A 15,294-nucleotide genomic window follows, 5' to 3' on the forward strand; every position below is an offset into this window, starting at 1 on the left:
GTGCGAAACACATTGTTACCGTCTTACTGGAAAGTATGGTAAAATGCAATACATACTCGATCGTAGCAAGAACCGTTTTCTTTTGCCCTTCAGGTAAAAGAAAAAGTGAGACAAGATTAAGGGGTGAAAGAATGTTTAAATTCAACGAGGAAAAAGGACAATTGAAATGCTCGTTCTGCGGAAAAACGCAAGATCAGGTTCGTAAGCTGGTTGCAGGACCGGGTGTATATATATGCGACGAATGTATTGAGCTCTGTACAGAAATCGTAGAGGAAGAGCTTGGTACAGAAGAAGAAGTCGAATTTAAAGACGTTCCGAAGCCGCAGGAAATCCGTGAGATTCTGAATGAATATGTCATCGGACAGGATCAGGCGAAGAAATCACTTGCGGTTGCGGTATACAACCATTACAAACGCATCAACTCCAACAGTAAAGTGGATGATGTCGAGCTTTCTAAAAGTAATATTTCTTTAATCGGACCGACTGGAAGCGGGAAAACACTTCTTGCCCAGACGCTTGCGCGTATTCTGAACGTGCCGTTTGCGATCGCGGACGCTACATCTCTGACTGAAGCCGGATATGTCGGTGAGGACGTAGAAAACATCCTCCTCAAGCTGATTCAGGCAGCAGACTATGATGTGGAAAAAGCAGAAAAAGGTATTATTTATATCGATGAAATCGATAAAGTAGCGCGAAAATCTGAAAACCCGTCCATTACACGTGACGTATCAGGCGAAGGCGTTCAGCAGGCGCTGCTGAAAATTCTTGAAGGAACGGTTGCAAGCGTGCCGCCTCAAGGAGGACGCAAACATCCTCATCAGGAATTCATCCAGATCGATACGACGAACATCCTGTTCATTTGCGGCGGTGCATTTGACGGCATCGAACAAATCATCAAACGCCGTCTCGGACAAAAAGTCATCGGCTTCGGCTCTGATAATAAAGCGGCAGACCTGGAAAAAGAAGAACTGCTTTCTAAAGTTCTTCCTGAAGACTTGCTCCGTTTCGGTCTGATTCCTGAATTCATCGGCCGTCTTCCTGTCATTGCAAGCCTTGAGCAGCTTGACGAAACGGCACTGGTTGAAATTCTGACTAAACCGAAAAACGCACTCGTCAAACAATACAAGAAAATGTTAGAACTTGATGATGTCGAGCTTGAATTTGAAGACGAGGCATTATCTGAAATTGCGAAAAAAGCGATCGAGCGTAAAACAGGCGCACGCGGCCTGCGTTCTATCATTGAAGGCATCATGCTTGACGTCATGTTTGATCTGCCGTCCCGCGATGATATCGAAAAATGTGTCATTACCGGAGCGACAGTCGCAGACGGTGAAGCACCGCGTCTTGTATTAAAAGACGGCACAGTTGTCGGCCAAGATAAAACATCAGCATAACATGACAAAACCTCCTGACTCGAATTGATCAGGAGGTTTTTTTCTTGTCCTGACCCTTCTGAAAATGTTTATTCCGGGCTTTGCTGGGAGATACTAGCGGACAGAGGAATGAATTGGATACATAAATCGTTTTTTCAGGAGGGACCAGCATGAGTTGGACAGGGATCGCATTATTTGTACAGCTGTTTTTCGGGATAGTCATCGGATTATATTTTTGGAATTTGCTCAAAAACCAGCGTACACAAAAAGTGACGATAGATAAAGAATCAAAAAAAGAAATGGAACAGCTGCGCAAAATGCGCGCCATCAGTTTATCAGAACCTTTATCAGAAAAGGTGCGGCCGAAAAGCTTTCAGGACATTGTCGGCCAGGAAGACGGAATTAAAGCGTTAAAAGCAGCGCTTTGCGGACCGAACCCGCAGCACGTCATTATTTACGGTCCTCCGGGAGTCGGAAAAACGGCTGCGGCGCGGCTGGTATTGGAAGAAGCGAAAAAACATAAACAGTCACCGTTTCAAAAGCAGGCTGTATTTGTTGAACTTGATGCGACGACCGCGCGATTTGATGAACGGGGGATTGCCGATCCGCTTATCGGTTCAGTGCATGATCCGATTTATCAGGGAGCGGGTGCGATGGGCCAAGCAGGCATTCCGCAGCCGAAACAGGGGGCTGTGACCCATGCTCACGGCGGGGTATTGTTTATTGATGAAATCGGCGAGCTTCACCCGATTCAGATGAATAAAATGCTGAAGGTGCTTGAAGATCGAAAAGTATTTTTAGACAGTGCGTATTACAGTGAAGAAAATACGCAAATACCGAATCACATTCATGATATTTTTCAAAATGGGCTTCCGGCAGATTTCCGTTTGATCGGAGCGACAACGAGAATGCCGAATGAAATTCCGCCGGCCATCCGTTCGCGCTGTCTTGAAGTATTTTTCCGCGAGCTGGAAAAGGATGAACTTAAAATCGTTGCGAAAAAAGCAGCCGACAAAATTCAGAAAGAGATTTCTGACGAAGCTCTCAGTGTGCTGACCACATATACGAGAAACGGACGTGAAGCCGTCAATATGATCCAGATCGCCGCCGGCATGGCGGTGACTGAGGACAGAAAAGAAATTACGACAGAAGATATAGAATGGGTTGTGCATTCCAGTCAGCTTACACCTAAAAATGAGCAGAAAATCGCCGATGAACCGCAAGTCGGCATCGTGAACGGACTTGCCGTCTACGGGCCGAACAGCGGCGCATTGCTGGAAATCGAAGTGAATGTCACGCCTGCGCAGGACAAAGGCAAAGGAAGCCTGAATATCACGGGAATTGCAGAGGAAGAAAGCATCGGCAGCCAATCGAAGTCGATCCGCCGCAAAAGCATGGCGAAGGGATCTGTGGAAAATGTTCTGACGGTTCTGCGCACAATGGGCATCAAACCATCAGACTATGACATTCACGTCAATTTTCCGGGCGGAGGCCCGATTGACGGACCTTCAGCAGGTATCGCAATGGCCGCGGGGATTTTTTCCGCGATTCACCGCATCCCGATCGACCATACGGTGGCGATGACGGGAGAAATCAGCCTGACGGGGCTTGTCAAACCGATCGGCGGCGTCATTCCGAAAATTAAAGCCGCAAAACAGGCCGGAGCAAAAACGGTCATTATCCCATATGAAAATCAGCAGTCCATTCTGAAACGAATAGACGGAATCACCATTAAAGCGGTAAAAACGTTCCAGGAAGTGCTGGACGTCATATTGGTTGACCCTCCTTCAGAACAAAAACCGTTTGATATCCAAATGAATAAAGAATCCGTATAAACCCCATTTTTATAATGGGGTTTTTTTATGGAGGACATCTTTTCCTTTTTCAGAACAGAAAGAAAGGGTATACTACGAAGAGACTGTTTTATATACAGGGCAGGCGGATAAGCCGATTAAAGCCCGATCCCGGAATTGTACAACGATGAAAAAGTTGTATTATAATGGTTCATACTAAAGTCACGGAGGTGTCAGTCACATGGCAGAAGATACAAAACGCAGCATCCCGCTCCTCCCTTTAAGAGGCTTATTGGTATACCCGACAATGGTTTTACATTTAGATGTAGGCCGTGACAAGTCGGTTCAGGCTCTTGAACAGGCAATGATGCATGATCATATGATTTTTTTAGCCACTCAGCAGGATATTTCGATAGACGAACCGGGTGAAGAGGATATTTTCGCCGTCGGCACTTATACAAAAATTAAACAGATGCTGAAGCTGCCCAACGGTACGATCAGAGTGCTTGTAGAAGGAATTCAGCGGGCGCAGATCCTTGAATACACCGAGCTCGAAGATTATACTTCGGTCGATATACAGCTGATGCATGAGGATGATTCAAAAGACGTGGAAGACGAAGCGCTTATGCGGACGCTGCTGGACCATTTTGACCAGTACATAAAAATTTCTAAAAAAATCTCCGCAGAAACGTATGCGGCTGTGACTGATATTGAAGAGCCCGGCAGAATGGCGGATATCGTCGCTTCTCATCTCCCGCTGAAATTAAAGGACAAGCAGGACATTTTAGAAACGGCGGATATTAAAGAACGTCTGAATAAGGTCATCCGTTCCATTCATAATGAAAAAGAAGTGCTGGAGATTGAGAAAAAAATCGGTCAGCGCGTCAAACGTTCGATGGAACGCACTCAAAAGGAATACTACTTGCGTGAACAGATGAAAGCCATTCAGAAGGAGCTTGGCGACAAAGAAGGGAAAACCGGCGAAGTTCAGTCGCTCACGGAAAAGATAGAAGAAGCAGGCATGCCCGAGCGTGTCAAAGAAACGGCGCTTAAGGAATTAAGCCGTTACGAAAAAGTGCCGTCAAGCTCAGCGGAAAGCTCTGTTATCCGCAACTATATCGACTGGCTCATCGCCCTTCCGTGGTCGGATGAAACAGAAGATAAACTTGATATTAAAAAAGCCGGGGAAATCTTAGATAAAGAGCACCACGGCTTAGAGAAAGTGAAAGAGCGGATTTTGGAGTATTTGGCCGTGAAACAGCTGACGAAAACGCTGAAAGGGCCGATTCTTTGTCTGGCCGGACCTCCGGGAGTCGGCAAAACATCTCTTGCAAAATCAATCAGTACGAGCATGGGGCGCCGTTTTGTGAGAATTTCACTGGGCGGAGTGCGCGATGAGTCTGAAATCCGCGGGCACCGGCGTACATACGTCGGAGCGATGCCGGGCCGTATTATACAGGGGATGAAAAAAGCCGGCAAACAAAATCCGGTTTTTCTCCTGGATGAGATCGACAAAATGTCGTCTGATTTCAGAGGCGATCCGTCTTCGGCGATGCTTGAGGTGCTGGATCCGGAACAAAACAGCACATTCAGCGACCACTATATTGAAGAGACGTTCGATTTATCGAAAGTGCTGTTTATCGCGACTGCGAATAACCTTGCTTCCATCCCGGGCCCTCTCAGAGACAGAATGGAGATTATCAGCCTGTCAGGCTATACTGAAAACGAAAAGCTGGAGATCGTGAAGGACCACCTGCTTCCGAAACAAATCAAAGAGCACGGGCTCACAAAGAGCAACCTGCAGATTCGGGACCAGGCGATTACGGATATCATCCGCTACTACACGAGGGAAGCCGGCGTGAGAACGCTTGAACGCCAGATTGCCGCCATTTGCCGAAAGGCTGCAAAAGCCATTGTGTCTGAGGAGAGAAAACGCATTACCGTTACAGAGAAAAATCTGGCCGACTATCTCGGAAAACGGATATTCAGATACGGACAGGCGGAAACTGAAGATCAAATCGGGGTTGTCACGGGGCTTGCGTATACGACGGTCGGCGGAGATACGCTGTCAATCGAAGTGTCATTGTCACCGGGAAAAGGAAAGCTGATTCTGACCGGGAAGCTTGGAGATGTCATGCGGGAATCAGCGCAGGCCGCTTTCAGTTATGTCCGCTCGAAAGCGGAACAGTTCGGAATCGATCCGAAATTCCATGAGAAGTATGACATTCATATCCATGTCCCTGAAGGAGCGGTGCCGAAAGACGGCCCTTCTGCCGGAATTACGATGGCCACGGCGCTCGTTTCAGCATTAACGGACCGTGCGGTAAAACGCGAAGTCGGTATGACGGGAGAAATCACGCTGCGGGGCCGCGTGCTTCCGATCGGCGGACTGAAAGAAAAGGCGCTCGGCGCGCACAGAGCGGGCCTGACCACTATTATTGCGCCTAAAGATAACGAAAAAGATATAGAGGATATTCCAGAAAGCGTCAGAGAAGGACTGAAGTTTATATTCGTTTCTCACCTGGATGACGTTTTGGAACATGCCTTAGTAGGAGAGAAGAAATGAAAGTCACAAAGTCAGAAATCGTGATCAGCGCGGTCAAACCTGAACAGTACCCTAATGGGGGGCTTCCGGAAATCGCGCTGGCGGGAAGATCAAATGTAGGAAAGTCATCTTTTATCAATTCATTAATCAATCGGAAAAACTTGGCCAGAACGTCATCAAAACCGGGGAAAACACAGACCTTAAACTTTTACATCATCAATGATGAATTGCATTTTGTCGACGTTCCCGGGTACGGATTTGCGAAAGTTTCCAAAAGCGAGCGGGAAGCATGGGGAAGAATGATTGAAACCTATATGACGACCCGCGAAGAGCTGAAAGCCTGCGTGCAGATTGTCGACCTCAGGCACGCGCCGTCTGCTGAAGACGTGAACATGTATGAATTCCTGAAGTATTACGGCATTCCCGTCATCGTTATCGCGACAAAAGCGGATAAGATTCCAAAAGGAAAATGGGACAAGCACTTAAAGGTTGTCAAACAGACGCTTGATATGGATCCTGAAGATGAGCTGATTTTATTTTCCTCTGAAACGAAAAAAGGCAAAGATGAAGCATGGGGAGCCATTAAAAAAATGATCAGCCGGTAATGAAAAACCCAAAACGCAGTGCGTTTTGGGTTTTATCGTATAGTTTTGTTCCGCTTGATAAACAATAATAAAAGGCTGATGCCGATGAAAACATACGGCCAGTATGTTTTGAAGTGTTCCGTCGGAATATGGACGGACTCCAGCCACGCCGTAATTTGTTTAAAGAAGTATAAAAAGAGGGAAAAACCAATCATGGCAGCCGCTTCGTATACATATTCTTTTCTGGCTGCCGCAAATAAGGAGAATCCGAAGACGAAGAGAATCATTTCAAAATCTCCCGGCCACCATGAGAGCTCAGGTTTGGCGAAAAAGTGTAAACCTATGCCGAAAAGAAGCATGCCGATCAGGACGTGAGGCCCGGCCGCTTCCTTTTTGCCCTGATACAAGAGCACGGCACCCAAAAGCATAAGGAGCACCGGCCATTCCCCCTGATTCGCAAACAGGTGAACCTGTCCGCTCTGAAGCCATGCGAATAATGAAGCGGCAAGCAGAAGTCCCGGTAATAAAATTGATGTTTTTTTCATCCTGTCACCTACCCGCAGTAAAGGATTTTTAGTATGATGATTACAGTGGAAACGAGCTTTTTATACTATAGCATAACATTTTTGAAATCTGTTCACATTTTCCCGAAGAAACTATGTTATAATTATTATAAATAATAAATTCTATGTTAGAATGATTATAAATAAATTGCGATGTACGGGGGTGCATGAAAGCGATGCATATTCTTGTTGTGGGAGTAGATTATAAATCCGCCCCTATTGAAATACGCGAAAAAATAAGTTTTCAGCCGGATGAGCTTGCAGAAGCGATGCTTCGTTTAAAAGAAGAAAAAAGCGTTCTTGAAAACATTATCGTGTCAACCTGCAACCGCACCGAAATATATGCGGTGGTCGACCAGCTTCATACCGGCCGTTATTATATAAAAACATTTTTATCCGAATGGTTCTCGCTGCCGAAAGAAGAGCTGTCTCCGTTTCTGAAATTTTATGAGAGCGACGCGGCGATCGAGCATTTATTCCGTGTGGCATGCGGCTTGGATTCCATGGTCATCGGAGAAACGCAAATACTCGGCCAGGTCCGCTCAAGCTTTAAAACGGCGCAGGCAGAAAAGACGATCGGCACCATTTTCAATGAGCTGTTTAAACAGGCGGTGACCGTCGGCAAACGCACGCATGCTGAAACCGATATCGGCGCCAATGCCGTTTCCGTCAGTTACGCCGCCGTTGAACTCGCGAAAAAAATCTTCGGCTCATTGTCAAATAAGCACATTTTGATTCTCGGTGCGGGAAAAATGGGCGAGCTCGCCGCAGAAAACCTGCACGGTCAGGGTATCGGCAAAGTAACGGTCATCAACAGAACGTTTTTGAAGGCAAAAGCGCTTGCTGACCGTTTCTCCGGAGAAGCGCGCAGCTTAAATCAGCTTGAACATGCACTTGCTGAAGCTGATATTTTAATCAGTTCGACAGGCGCAAGTGATTTCGTCGTGTCTAAAGAAATGATGGAGAGAGCGGGCAGACAGCGGAAAGGCCGCCCGTTATTTATGGTGGATATCGCTGTGCCGAGGGACCTCGATCCGGCGCTGAACGATCTTGAAGGTGTTTTTCTGTATGATATTGATGACCTTGAAGGAATCGTTGAAGCCAACTTACAAGAACGCCGTGAAATCGCTGAAAAAGTCGAGCTGTTTATTGAAGCGGCAATTGTTGAGTTTAAGCAGTGGCTTAATACGCTCGGCGTCGTGCCGGTCATTTCGGCGCTGCGTGAAAAGGCGCTGTCCATCCAGTCCGATACGATGCAGAGCATTGAGCGCAAGCTGCCTCATCTGACGGTAAGAGAGAAAAAACTTCTCAGCAAACATACGAAAAGCATCATTAACCAAATGCTGCGCGACCCGATTCTGAAAGCGAAAGAGCTTGCGGCTGAAGCGGATTCAGATGAAAAGCTGAAGCTGTTTATGCAGATTTTCGATATTGAGGAAGAGGCCGGCCGCCAGCTGGACAAAAGCCTGGATAACCGCCAGACGGTTCATTCGTTTCAAAAGGCAGAAGCAAAAACGGGCTTACGTCCGCTTGTAAGTGAGTGAGGGCTGTATGATTGATACAGCAATGGCAAGACTTAATGAAGCGACAATTGTTATTTATGCAGTAAGCGTCCTTTTTTACTTTATAGATTTTCTTCAACACAACCGGAAGGCTGGGAAAATGGCCTTCTGGTTGCTTTCTATTGTCTGGACTCTGCAAACCGTCTATCTTTCTTATTTTATGTGGCAGACGGGCAGATTTCCGGTCTTGAATATTACGGAGGCCCTTTACTTTTATGCGTGGGTGCTTGTCACGCTCTCACTTGTGGTCACGCAGATTCTGCGCGTTGATTTTATCGTGTTTTTCACGAATGTCATCGGTTTCTCGATGATTGCGATCCATACGTTTTCACCGACGGATCAGCATTCGGCCGCTTTTTCCGGCCAGCTGGTCTCAGAGCTTTTGGTCATTCATATTACAATGGCGATTCTGTCTTACGGCGCTTTTTCCCTTTCTTTTGTCTTTTCGCTTCTTTATCAGTTTCAATATTCTTTATTAAAGAAGAAAAAATGGGGAAAATGGCTGTTGAGAATTGAAGATTTGTCAAAACTTGATTATATGGCTTACGTTTTAAATGTCATCGGGGTTCCGATGCTGCTGTTGAGCCTGATATTAGGCGTGATCTGGGCGTATGTGTCGCTGGAAACGCTGTACTGGTTTGATTCAAAAGTGCTCGGCTCGTTTATTGTGCTGCTTTTATACAGCTACTATTTATATATCAGATTGATTAAGGAACTGCAGGGAAAAGTGGCGGCGTTATGGAATTCAGCATGTTTTCTCGTGCTGATGATTAATTACTTCCTGCTCGGAAGCCTGTCGCAATTCCATTGGTTCAGTTAACGCACGCGCCCAAACAGATTCGGGAGGAAAGAAAATGAGAACGATTAAGGTAGGTTCCAGACGGAGCAAACTGGCTATGACCCAGACAAAATGGGTGATTAACAAACTGAAGGAATTGAACCCTTCCTATAACTTTGAAATCCGGGAGATTGTCACAAAAGGCGACCGCATCCTTGATGTTACACTGTCAAAAGTGGGCGGCAAAGGTTTGTTTGTCAAAGAGATTGAACAGGCGCTGCTGCATCAGGAGATTGATATGGCGGTTCACAGCATGAAAGACATGCCCGCCGTTTTGCCCGAGGGTCTTGTCATAGGCTGCATACCGAAACGTGAGGATCCGCGTGATGCGCTGATTTCAAAGGGGCATCAAAAGCTGGACGACATAAAAGAAGGAGGCATCATCGGCACCAGCAGTTTAAGAAGAAGCGCCCAGATTCTTGCTGAACGCCCAGATCTTACAATTAAGTGGATCAGAGGCAATATTGATACGAGACTTCAAAAGCTTGAAACGGAAGATTACGATGCTATTATTTTAGCGGCTGCGGGACTTTCGAGAATGGGCTGGAAAGATGATGTCGTATCTGAATTTCTCGAACCGGACCGCTGTCTGCCTGCGGTCGGCCAAGGCGCTCTTGCCATTGAATGCAGAGAGTCGGATGAGGAGCTTTTGAAGCTGTTTGCGCAATTTACCGATGAGTATACGCAGCGCACGGTGGCAGCCGAACGGGCTTTCTTACACGCGATGGAAGGCGGCTGCCAAGTGCCGATAGCCGGGTATGCGTCCGTCAATGACCGGGATGAGGTTGAATTGGTCGGTCTTGTCGCGTCTCCGGACGGAAAGACGATTTATAAAGAAACAGCGGCGGGACATGATCCGGAAGAAATCGGGAAACGCTGTGCGGCGATGATGTCTGAAAAAGGAGCCAAAGCACTAATCGACAGCGTGAAACAGGAGCTCGATCAGGATGGCAAATGACCTTCCTTTACAAGGAAAGACCGTGCTTGTCACTCGGAACAAAAGACAGGCCGCACCGTTCCGAAAAAAAGTGGAGGCGCTCGGCGGAACGGCTGTTTCCGCTTCGCTGATCGCTTTTCAGGAAGCGCTCCCGGATGAATGTGCGGACAGTCTGCGGAAAGACCTTTCTGAGCCGGGATGGCTTGTGTTTACAAGCGTAAACGGTGTCCGGTTCTTTTTTTCCTATCTTGATCGTCACGCTCTTGCGCTTTCGGGACGGAAAAAAATCGCAGCCGTCGGTGAAAAGACTGCGCGCGCCCTGAAAGAGCGGGGAGCCCGGACGGATGCGATGCCTGACGAGTATGTGGCGGAATGTCTGGCTGATACTTTAAAACGGCACGCATCAGCTGCCGAACCCATTTCAGTGATAAAGGGCAATTTATCACGCGATGTCATAAAAGCGGAGCTTGAGCCGCTTGGCTATCAAATAAGGGAATGGGTGTTATACAATACCATTCAGGATGAAAAAGGCATGGACGAGCTGAGACGGGCTGCATCCCGCTCTCATTTTGATTTTATTACGTTTACCAGCTCATCGGCGGTCCATACGTTTATGCACGCGGTCGGAGACGGAGAAAAAGCGTGGGAAAACAGCGGTGCGAGCTATATCAGCATCGGCCCTTTGACAGAGAAAGCGCTCTTGGAATACGGGATCTCATCCCATGTGCCTGACACTTATACGATTGAAGGCATGCTGGACGTCATGTGCAGTATGTCGGGAAAGGATTGATAATGATGAATCAAACATTTAACAGACACCGCCGTTTGCGCGCGAACGCTGCGATGAGAGATTTAGTAAAAGAAACACGTCTTCACCCCTCAGATTTTATTTACCCGTTATTTGTCGTTGAAGGGCTCGAAGGAAAAAAAGAAGTTCCTTCCATGCCGGGGGTTTATCATGTATCACTCGATTTGTTAAAGGATGAAATGGCTGAGCTGATATCGCTCGGCATTAAGTCGGTCATCGTTTTCGGCGTGCCGGAAGAAAAAGACGCCTGCGGAACCCAGGCTTTTCACGATCACGGCATTGTGCAGAAAGGGATTGCTGAAATTAAAAAGCATTATCCTGAAATGATCGTCATCGCTGATACGTGTCTCTGTGAATACACGGATCACGGCCATTGCGGCGTCGTGAAAGACGGAGAAATCCTCAATGACGAGTCGCTTGAGCTGCTGGCTCAGACAGCCGTCAGTCAGGCCAAAGCCGGCGCTGATATCATCGCTCCTTCAAATATGATGGACGGTTTTGTCACAGTGATCAGGGAAGCGCTCGACAAAGAAGGATTCACGAATATTCCGATCATGTCTTATGCCGTGAAATATTCAAGTGAATTTTACGGTCCGTTCCGCGACGCGGCTGACAGCACGCCGCAGTTCGGAGACCGAAAAACATATCAGATGGATCCGGCCAACCGCTTGGAAGCGCTCCGTGAGGCTGAATCAGACGCGGCAGAAGGCGCTGACTTTTTAATCGTCAAACCGTCTATGTCATACTTAGATATTATGCGTGATGTGAAAAACCGCCATCACCTGCCGCTGGTCGCATATAATGTGAGCGGGGAGTATTCCATGGTGAAAGCGGCAGCCCAAAACGGCTGGATTAAAGAAAAAGAAATGGTGCTGGAAATTTTAACGGGCATGAAACGTGCAGGAGCCGATCTGATTATGACGTATCATGCAAAAGACGCAGCAAGATGGCTTGCTGAGTAACGATTTCATTTGACGGGAGCTGAGGCAGATGAGAAGCTATGAAAAATCAAAAGCCGCTTTTAAAGAAGCGCAGAAACTGATGCCGGGCGGAGTGAACAGCCCGGTGCGCGCGTTTAAATCAGTCGATATGGACCCGATCTTTATGCAGCGCGGAAAAGGATCGAAAATTTTTGATATTGACGGCAATGAATATATCGACTACGTCCTGAGCTGGGGGCCGCTCATTTTGGGCCACACGAACGACCGGGTCGTTGAAAGCCTGAAAAAAGTAGCCGAGAACGGGACAAGTTTCGGAGCATCTACTGAGGTGGAAAACGAACTGGCCAAATTGGTCATTGACCGTGTGCCGTCTGTTGAAATCGTGCGGATGGTCAGCTCCGGCACAGAGGCGACAATGAGCGCCCTGCGTCTGGCAAGAGGATATACCGGCCGAAACAAAATTTTGAAATTCGAAGGCTGTTACCACGGCCATGGTGATTCACTGCTGATCAAAGCGGGATCCGGAGTGGCGACACTCGGCCTTCCGGACAGCCCGGGCGTGCCGGAAGGAATAGCAATGAATACGATTACCGTTCCATACAACGACTTGGAAAGCGTTGCACTCGCATTCCGGGAGTACGGTGAAGATATTGCCGGGGTCATTGTTGAACCGGTAGCAGGCAATATGGGCGTTGTTCCGCCGCAGGAAGGCTTTTTACAAGGACTTCGCGACATGACGGAACAGTATGGCGCGCTGCTCATTTTTGATGAGGTCATGACCGGTTTTCGCGTGGATTATAACTGTGCGCAAGGGTATTTCGGCGTGACGCCTGACTTAACGTGTCTCGGCAAAGTCATAGGCGGCGGTCTTCCTGTCGGTGCGTATGGCGGAAAAGCTGACATTATGGAACGAATCGCGCCGAGCGGTCCGATCTATCAGGCTGGAACATTGTCAGGAAATCCGCTTGCCATGACAGCGGGACTTGAGACGTTACAGCAGCTCACACCTGAATCTTACCAAGAATTTGTGAAAAAAGGCGATATGCTTGAAGAAGGCATTTCAAAAGCAGCTGCAGCACATGGCATTCCGCACACGTTTAACCGGGCGGGTTCAATGATCGGCTTCTTTTTCACAAATGAGCCTGTCATTAACTATGAAGCAGCCAAATCTTCTGATTTAAAGCTGTTCGCCAAGTATTATAAAGGGATGGCCGACGCAGGCGTATTTCTGCCGCCGTCTCAATTTGAAGGATTGTTTCTCTCCACTGCGCATACAATGGAGGATATTGAAAATACCATTCAAGCCGCTGAGAAAGTGTTCCAGGCGATCAGCCGCTGATACCGAAAAGCCGATGCAAGCAAGACTTGTATCGGCTTTTTTCAATGCCTCCATTATCATATTTTTCCGGATTGCGGCATACACCTTTAGTGACATCTAATTGTATGGATTAGATGAAAGGAGGATATGAACTTGCCGCATAATCACCGATTGCAATTTTCTGTTGAAGAATCAATCTGTTTCCAAAAAGGACAGGAAGTTTCTGAATTACTTTCGATTTCATTAGACCCTGACATCAGGGTGCAGGAAGTAAATGATTATGTCTCAATTAAAGGATCATTAGAACTTACTGGCGAGTACAACATAGATCACAGCAGTCATTTTGAAGAGCTTGATAGGGAGATGAGGCATGTAGAGGAAGTGAGGGCGAGGGAGGATGGCACGGCCGAGCTCATTCATTGTTTCCCGGTGGATATTACGATTCCGAAAAATAAAGTGAGCCACCTCAATGATGTTTTCGTATTTATCGATGCCTTTGATTATCAGCTGACGGATTCAAGGATCTTAACCATTCAGGCTGATTTGGCAATTGAAGGGCTGCTTGAGGAATCCGAGCCAAAAGAGCCGGAGATCCCTTTGTACGTGGCTCCTGAATTTGCCAGAGAAGAAATGATCAATCTTGCCGGACATCATTTGGAGGACGAAAACGAACCAGAATTAATGATACGCCATGAGCCTGAAATACCTTTGAGTGTATCAAAAGAAGCAGCACAAGAAACCGAGAAGAACGAGGAAGAAACCCCGCCTTTACTCAGGCAGGAGGAAGAAGAGCAGGGAGCTGCCCCGATTCTGAGAGAGCAGGAAGAAGAAGAGCAGGAAGCAGCCCCGATTCTGAGGGAGCGGGAAGAAGAAGAGCAGGAAGCAGCCCCGATTCTGAGAGAGCAGGAAGAAGAAGAGCAGGAAGCAGCCCCGATTCTGAGAGAGCAGGAAGAAGAAGAGCAGGAAGCAGCCCCGATTTTGAGGGAGCAGGAAGAAGAAGAACAGGAAGCAGCCCCGATTTTGAGGGAGCAGGAAGAAGAAGAACAGGAAGCAGCCCCGATTTTGAGGGAGCGGGAAGAAGAAGAGGAGCAGGAAGCAGCCCCGATTTTGAGGGAGCGGGAAGAAGAAGAGCAGGAGACCGCCCCGGTTCTGAGGGAGCAGGAAGAGGTGCCGAAACCTGTTTCCTTTACTGAGCCTCCTCCTCCCGTTTCCTTCCAACACGAAGAAGAGCAGGAAGAAGCTGAGGAGCCTGCAATCATGTCGGCTGTGAGGAATGAACCTGTATTTGACGATGATTCAGCAGAAGTGCAGGAAGAGCCAAAAGATGATAACGAGCCGGTTTTCCCTGCGTTCACTCTGACTCCGCATGCAGAAAAACCAAAAATTGCGGAACAGCCCTTCCTTCAAAAAGAAAAACAGCCAGAGGCCGAGCCGCTTCTCCGTCAGAGCGATCATGAGGCGGCAGAAGACGAAGATGAGCCTGCGGTTTTTCAAGAAGAGCAGGCGCCCGTTTATCGCGAGTTCGTTCCGGAACAGCAGGAAGAGGAGTTTTACAGCGCTCCTAAGCTGCTTGAAGAAGAGTCTCAGGATGAAGTAGGGTTCGAAATTGAGGTAAGGAAGATGGCGCCGCCGGAGGAGGAAACCGGGAAGCCTCTCGATTTGTCTTTTCAGTTTTCCAAACTGCCGCCTGAGGAGCCGGCGCAAGCTGAACCGCCTGAGCCGCTTAAGTCTGAAAGAAAGAATGAAGAAGCGGCACCGGGAACCGAGCAGAAGGAAAATGACAACTCTCATTACTTGACAAAATTATTTACAAGGGAAGAAGAAAAGTTTTCAAGAATGAAAATTTGTATCGTACAGCAGCAAGATACTATCGACCGGGTGTGTGAACGATATGACATAACATCCCAGCAGCTCATCAGAACGAATGCTTTATCGTTTGATGACGAGCTTGAAGAAGGTCAGCTTCTGTATATACCTGAATATAATAACAGCCATGCGTAAGCACAAAGAGGCCGTAAAAATGTGGTGAATG

12 protein-coding genes are annotated in these 15,294 nt (G+C 47.6%); 11 read left to right on the forward strand and 1 reads right to left on the reverse strand.

Annotated features, from left to right (window positions below):
• The first annotated feature begins 131 nt into the window (after positions 1–131).
• The 4 genes from clpX (at position 132) to yihA (ending at position 6,316) form a co-directional block, all read left to right on the forward strand.
• Complete coding sequence (gene clpX / locus SB24_RS16055; RefSeq protein WP_007408149.1) at positions 132–1,394, forward strand: ATP-dependent protease ATP-binding subunit ClpX; 1,263 nt, start codon at positions 132–134, stop codon at positions 1,392–1,394.
• Positions 1,395–1,543: 149 nt separating this feature from the next.
• On the forward strand, positions 1,544–3,208 hold the full coding sequence (gene lonB / locus SB24_RS16060) for an ATP-dependent protease LonB (RefSeq protein WP_039254342.1): 1,665 nt from the start codon (positions 1,544–1,546) through the stop codon (positions 3,206–3,208).
• 199 nt (positions 3,209–3,407) lie between these two features.
• Entirely contained in the window at positions 3,408–5,732 is a 2,325-nt protein-coding gene (gene lon / locus SB24_RS16065) for an endopeptidase La (RefSeq protein ID WP_007612896.1), read from the forward strand.
• The gene (yihA, locus tag SB24_RS16070) at positions 5,729–6,316 is read left to right on the forward strand and encodes a ribosome biogenesis GTP-binding protein YihA/YsxC (protein WP_007612895.1); all 588 of its coding nucleotides are present in this window, start codon (positions 5,729–5,731) and stop codon (positions 6,314–6,316) included. Before lon ends, yihA begins: the two co-directional genes overlap by 4 nt.
• Positions 6,317–6,348: 32 nt before the next feature.
• Here the strand turns inward: yihA and SB24_RS16075 are convergent, their stop codons facing one another.
• Positions 6,349–6,840 carry a hypothetical protein gene (locus SB24_RS16075; protein ID WP_014305520.1) on the reverse strand — a complete coding sequence of 164 codons (492 nt, stop codon included), beginning with the start codon at positions 6,838–6,840 and terminating at the stop codon, positions 6,349–6,351.
• Positions 6,841–7,034: 194 nt separating this feature from the next.
• Between SB24_RS16075 and hemA the strand changes: the two genes are divergently transcribed.
• The 7 genes from hemA (at position 7,035) to SB24_RS16110 (ending at position 15,263) form a co-directional block, all read left to right on the forward strand.
• Positions 7,035–8,402 carry a glutamyl-tRNA reductase gene (gene hemA, locus SB24_RS16080; RefSeq protein ID WP_039255073.1) on the forward strand — a complete coding sequence of 456 codons (1,368 nt, stop codon included), beginning with the start codon at positions 7,035–7,037 and terminating at the stop codon, positions 8,400–8,402.
• 7 nt (positions 8,403–8,409) lie between these two features.
• Positions 8,410–9,240, forward strand: a complete 831-nt coding sequence (locus SB24_RS16085) for a cytochrome c biogenesis protein (RefSeq protein ID WP_015417935.1) — start codon at positions 8,410–8,412, stop codon at positions 9,238–9,240.
• Positions 9,241–9,274: 34 nt separating this feature from the next.
• Positions 9,275–10,216, forward strand: coding sequence for a hydroxymethylbilane synthase (gene hemC / locus SB24_RS16090; protein WP_007408155.1), 942 nt, complete (start codon positions 9,275–9,277; stop codon positions 10,214–10,216).
• Complete coding sequence (locus tag SB24_RS16095; protein ID WP_039254346.1) at positions 10,206–10,985, forward strand: uroporphyrinogen-III synthase; 780 nt, start codon at positions 10,206–10,208, stop codon at positions 10,983–10,985. Before hemC ends, SB24_RS16095 begins: the two co-directional genes overlap by 11 nt.
• Before the next feature lie 5 nt (positions 10,986–10,990).
• Positions 10,991–11,965 carry a porphobilinogen synthase gene (gene hemB / locus SB24_RS16100; RefSeq protein WP_099686900.1) on the forward strand — a complete coding sequence of 325 codons (975 nt, stop codon included), beginning with the start codon at positions 10,991–10,993 and terminating at the stop codon, positions 11,963–11,965.
• A 28-nt stretch (positions 11,966–11,993) separates the two neighbouring features.
• Positions 11,994–13,283, forward strand: a complete 1,290-nt coding sequence (gene hemL / locus SB24_RS16105) for a glutamate-1-semialdehyde 2,1-aminomutase (RefSeq protein ID WP_012118112.1) — start codon at positions 11,994–11,996, stop codon at positions 13,281–13,283.
• Between the two features lie 132 nt (positions 13,284–13,415).
• Positions 13,416–15,263 carry a LysM peptidoglycan-binding domain-containing protein gene (locus SB24_RS16110; protein WP_039254349.1) on the forward strand — a complete coding sequence of 616 codons (1,848 nt, stop codon included), beginning with the start codon at positions 13,416–13,418 and terminating at the stop codon, positions 15,261–15,263.
• Positions 15,264–15,294: the final 31 nt, after the last annotated feature.

The organism is Bacillus sp. Pc3, assembly GCF_000815145.1.
Classification (GTDB): domain Bacteria; phylum Bacillota; class Bacilli; order Bacillales; family Bacillaceae; genus Bacillus; species Bacillus velezensis.

What these genes read in the sequence shown, in the direction of transcription:
- hemC (WP_007408155.1), top strand. Translation starts at nt 9,275, where the DNA reads ATGAGAACGATTAAGGTAGGTTCCAGACGGAGCAAACTGGCTATGACC.
- yihA (WP_007612895.1), top strand. Translation starts at nt 5,729, where the DNA reads ATGAAAGTCACAAAGTCAGAAATCGTGATCAGCGCGGTCAAACCTGAA.
- SB24_RS16075 (WP_014305520.1), bottom strand. Translation starts at nt 6,840, where the DNA reads ATGAAAAAAACATCAATTTTATTACCGGGACTTCTGCTTGCCGCTTCA.
- lonB (WP_039254342.1), top strand. Translation starts at nt 1,544, where the DNA reads ATGAGTTGGACAGGGATCGCATTATTTGTACAGCTGTTTTTCGGGATA.
- hemL (WP_012118112.1), top strand. Translation starts at nt 11,994, where the DNA reads ATGAGAAGCTATGAAAAATCAAAAGCCGCTTTTAAAGAAGCGCAGAAA.
- hemB (WP_099686900.1), top strand. Translation starts at nt 10,991, where the DNA reads ATGAATCAAACATTTAACAGACACCGCCGTTTGCGCGCGAACGCTGCG.
- lon (WP_007612896.1), top strand. Translation starts at nt 3,408, where the DNA reads ATGGCAGAAGATACAAAACGCAGCATCCCGCTCCTCCCTTTAAGAGGC.
- SB24_RS16085 (WP_015417935.1), top strand. Translation starts at nt 8,410, where the DNA reads ATGATTGATACAGCAATGGCAAGACTTAATGAAGCGACAATTGTTATT.
- clpX (WP_007408149.1), top strand. Translation starts at nt 132, where the DNA reads ATGTTTAAATTCAACGAGGAAAAAGGACAATTGAAATGCTCGTTCTGC.
- SB24_RS16095 (WP_039254346.1), top strand. Translation starts at nt 10,206, where the DNA reads ATGGCAAATGACCTTCCTTTACAAGGAAAGACCGTGCTTGTCACTCGG.
- hemA (WP_039255073.1), top strand. Translation starts at nt 7,035, where the DNA reads ATGCATATTCTTGTTGTGGGAGTAGATTATAAATCCGCCCCTATTGAA.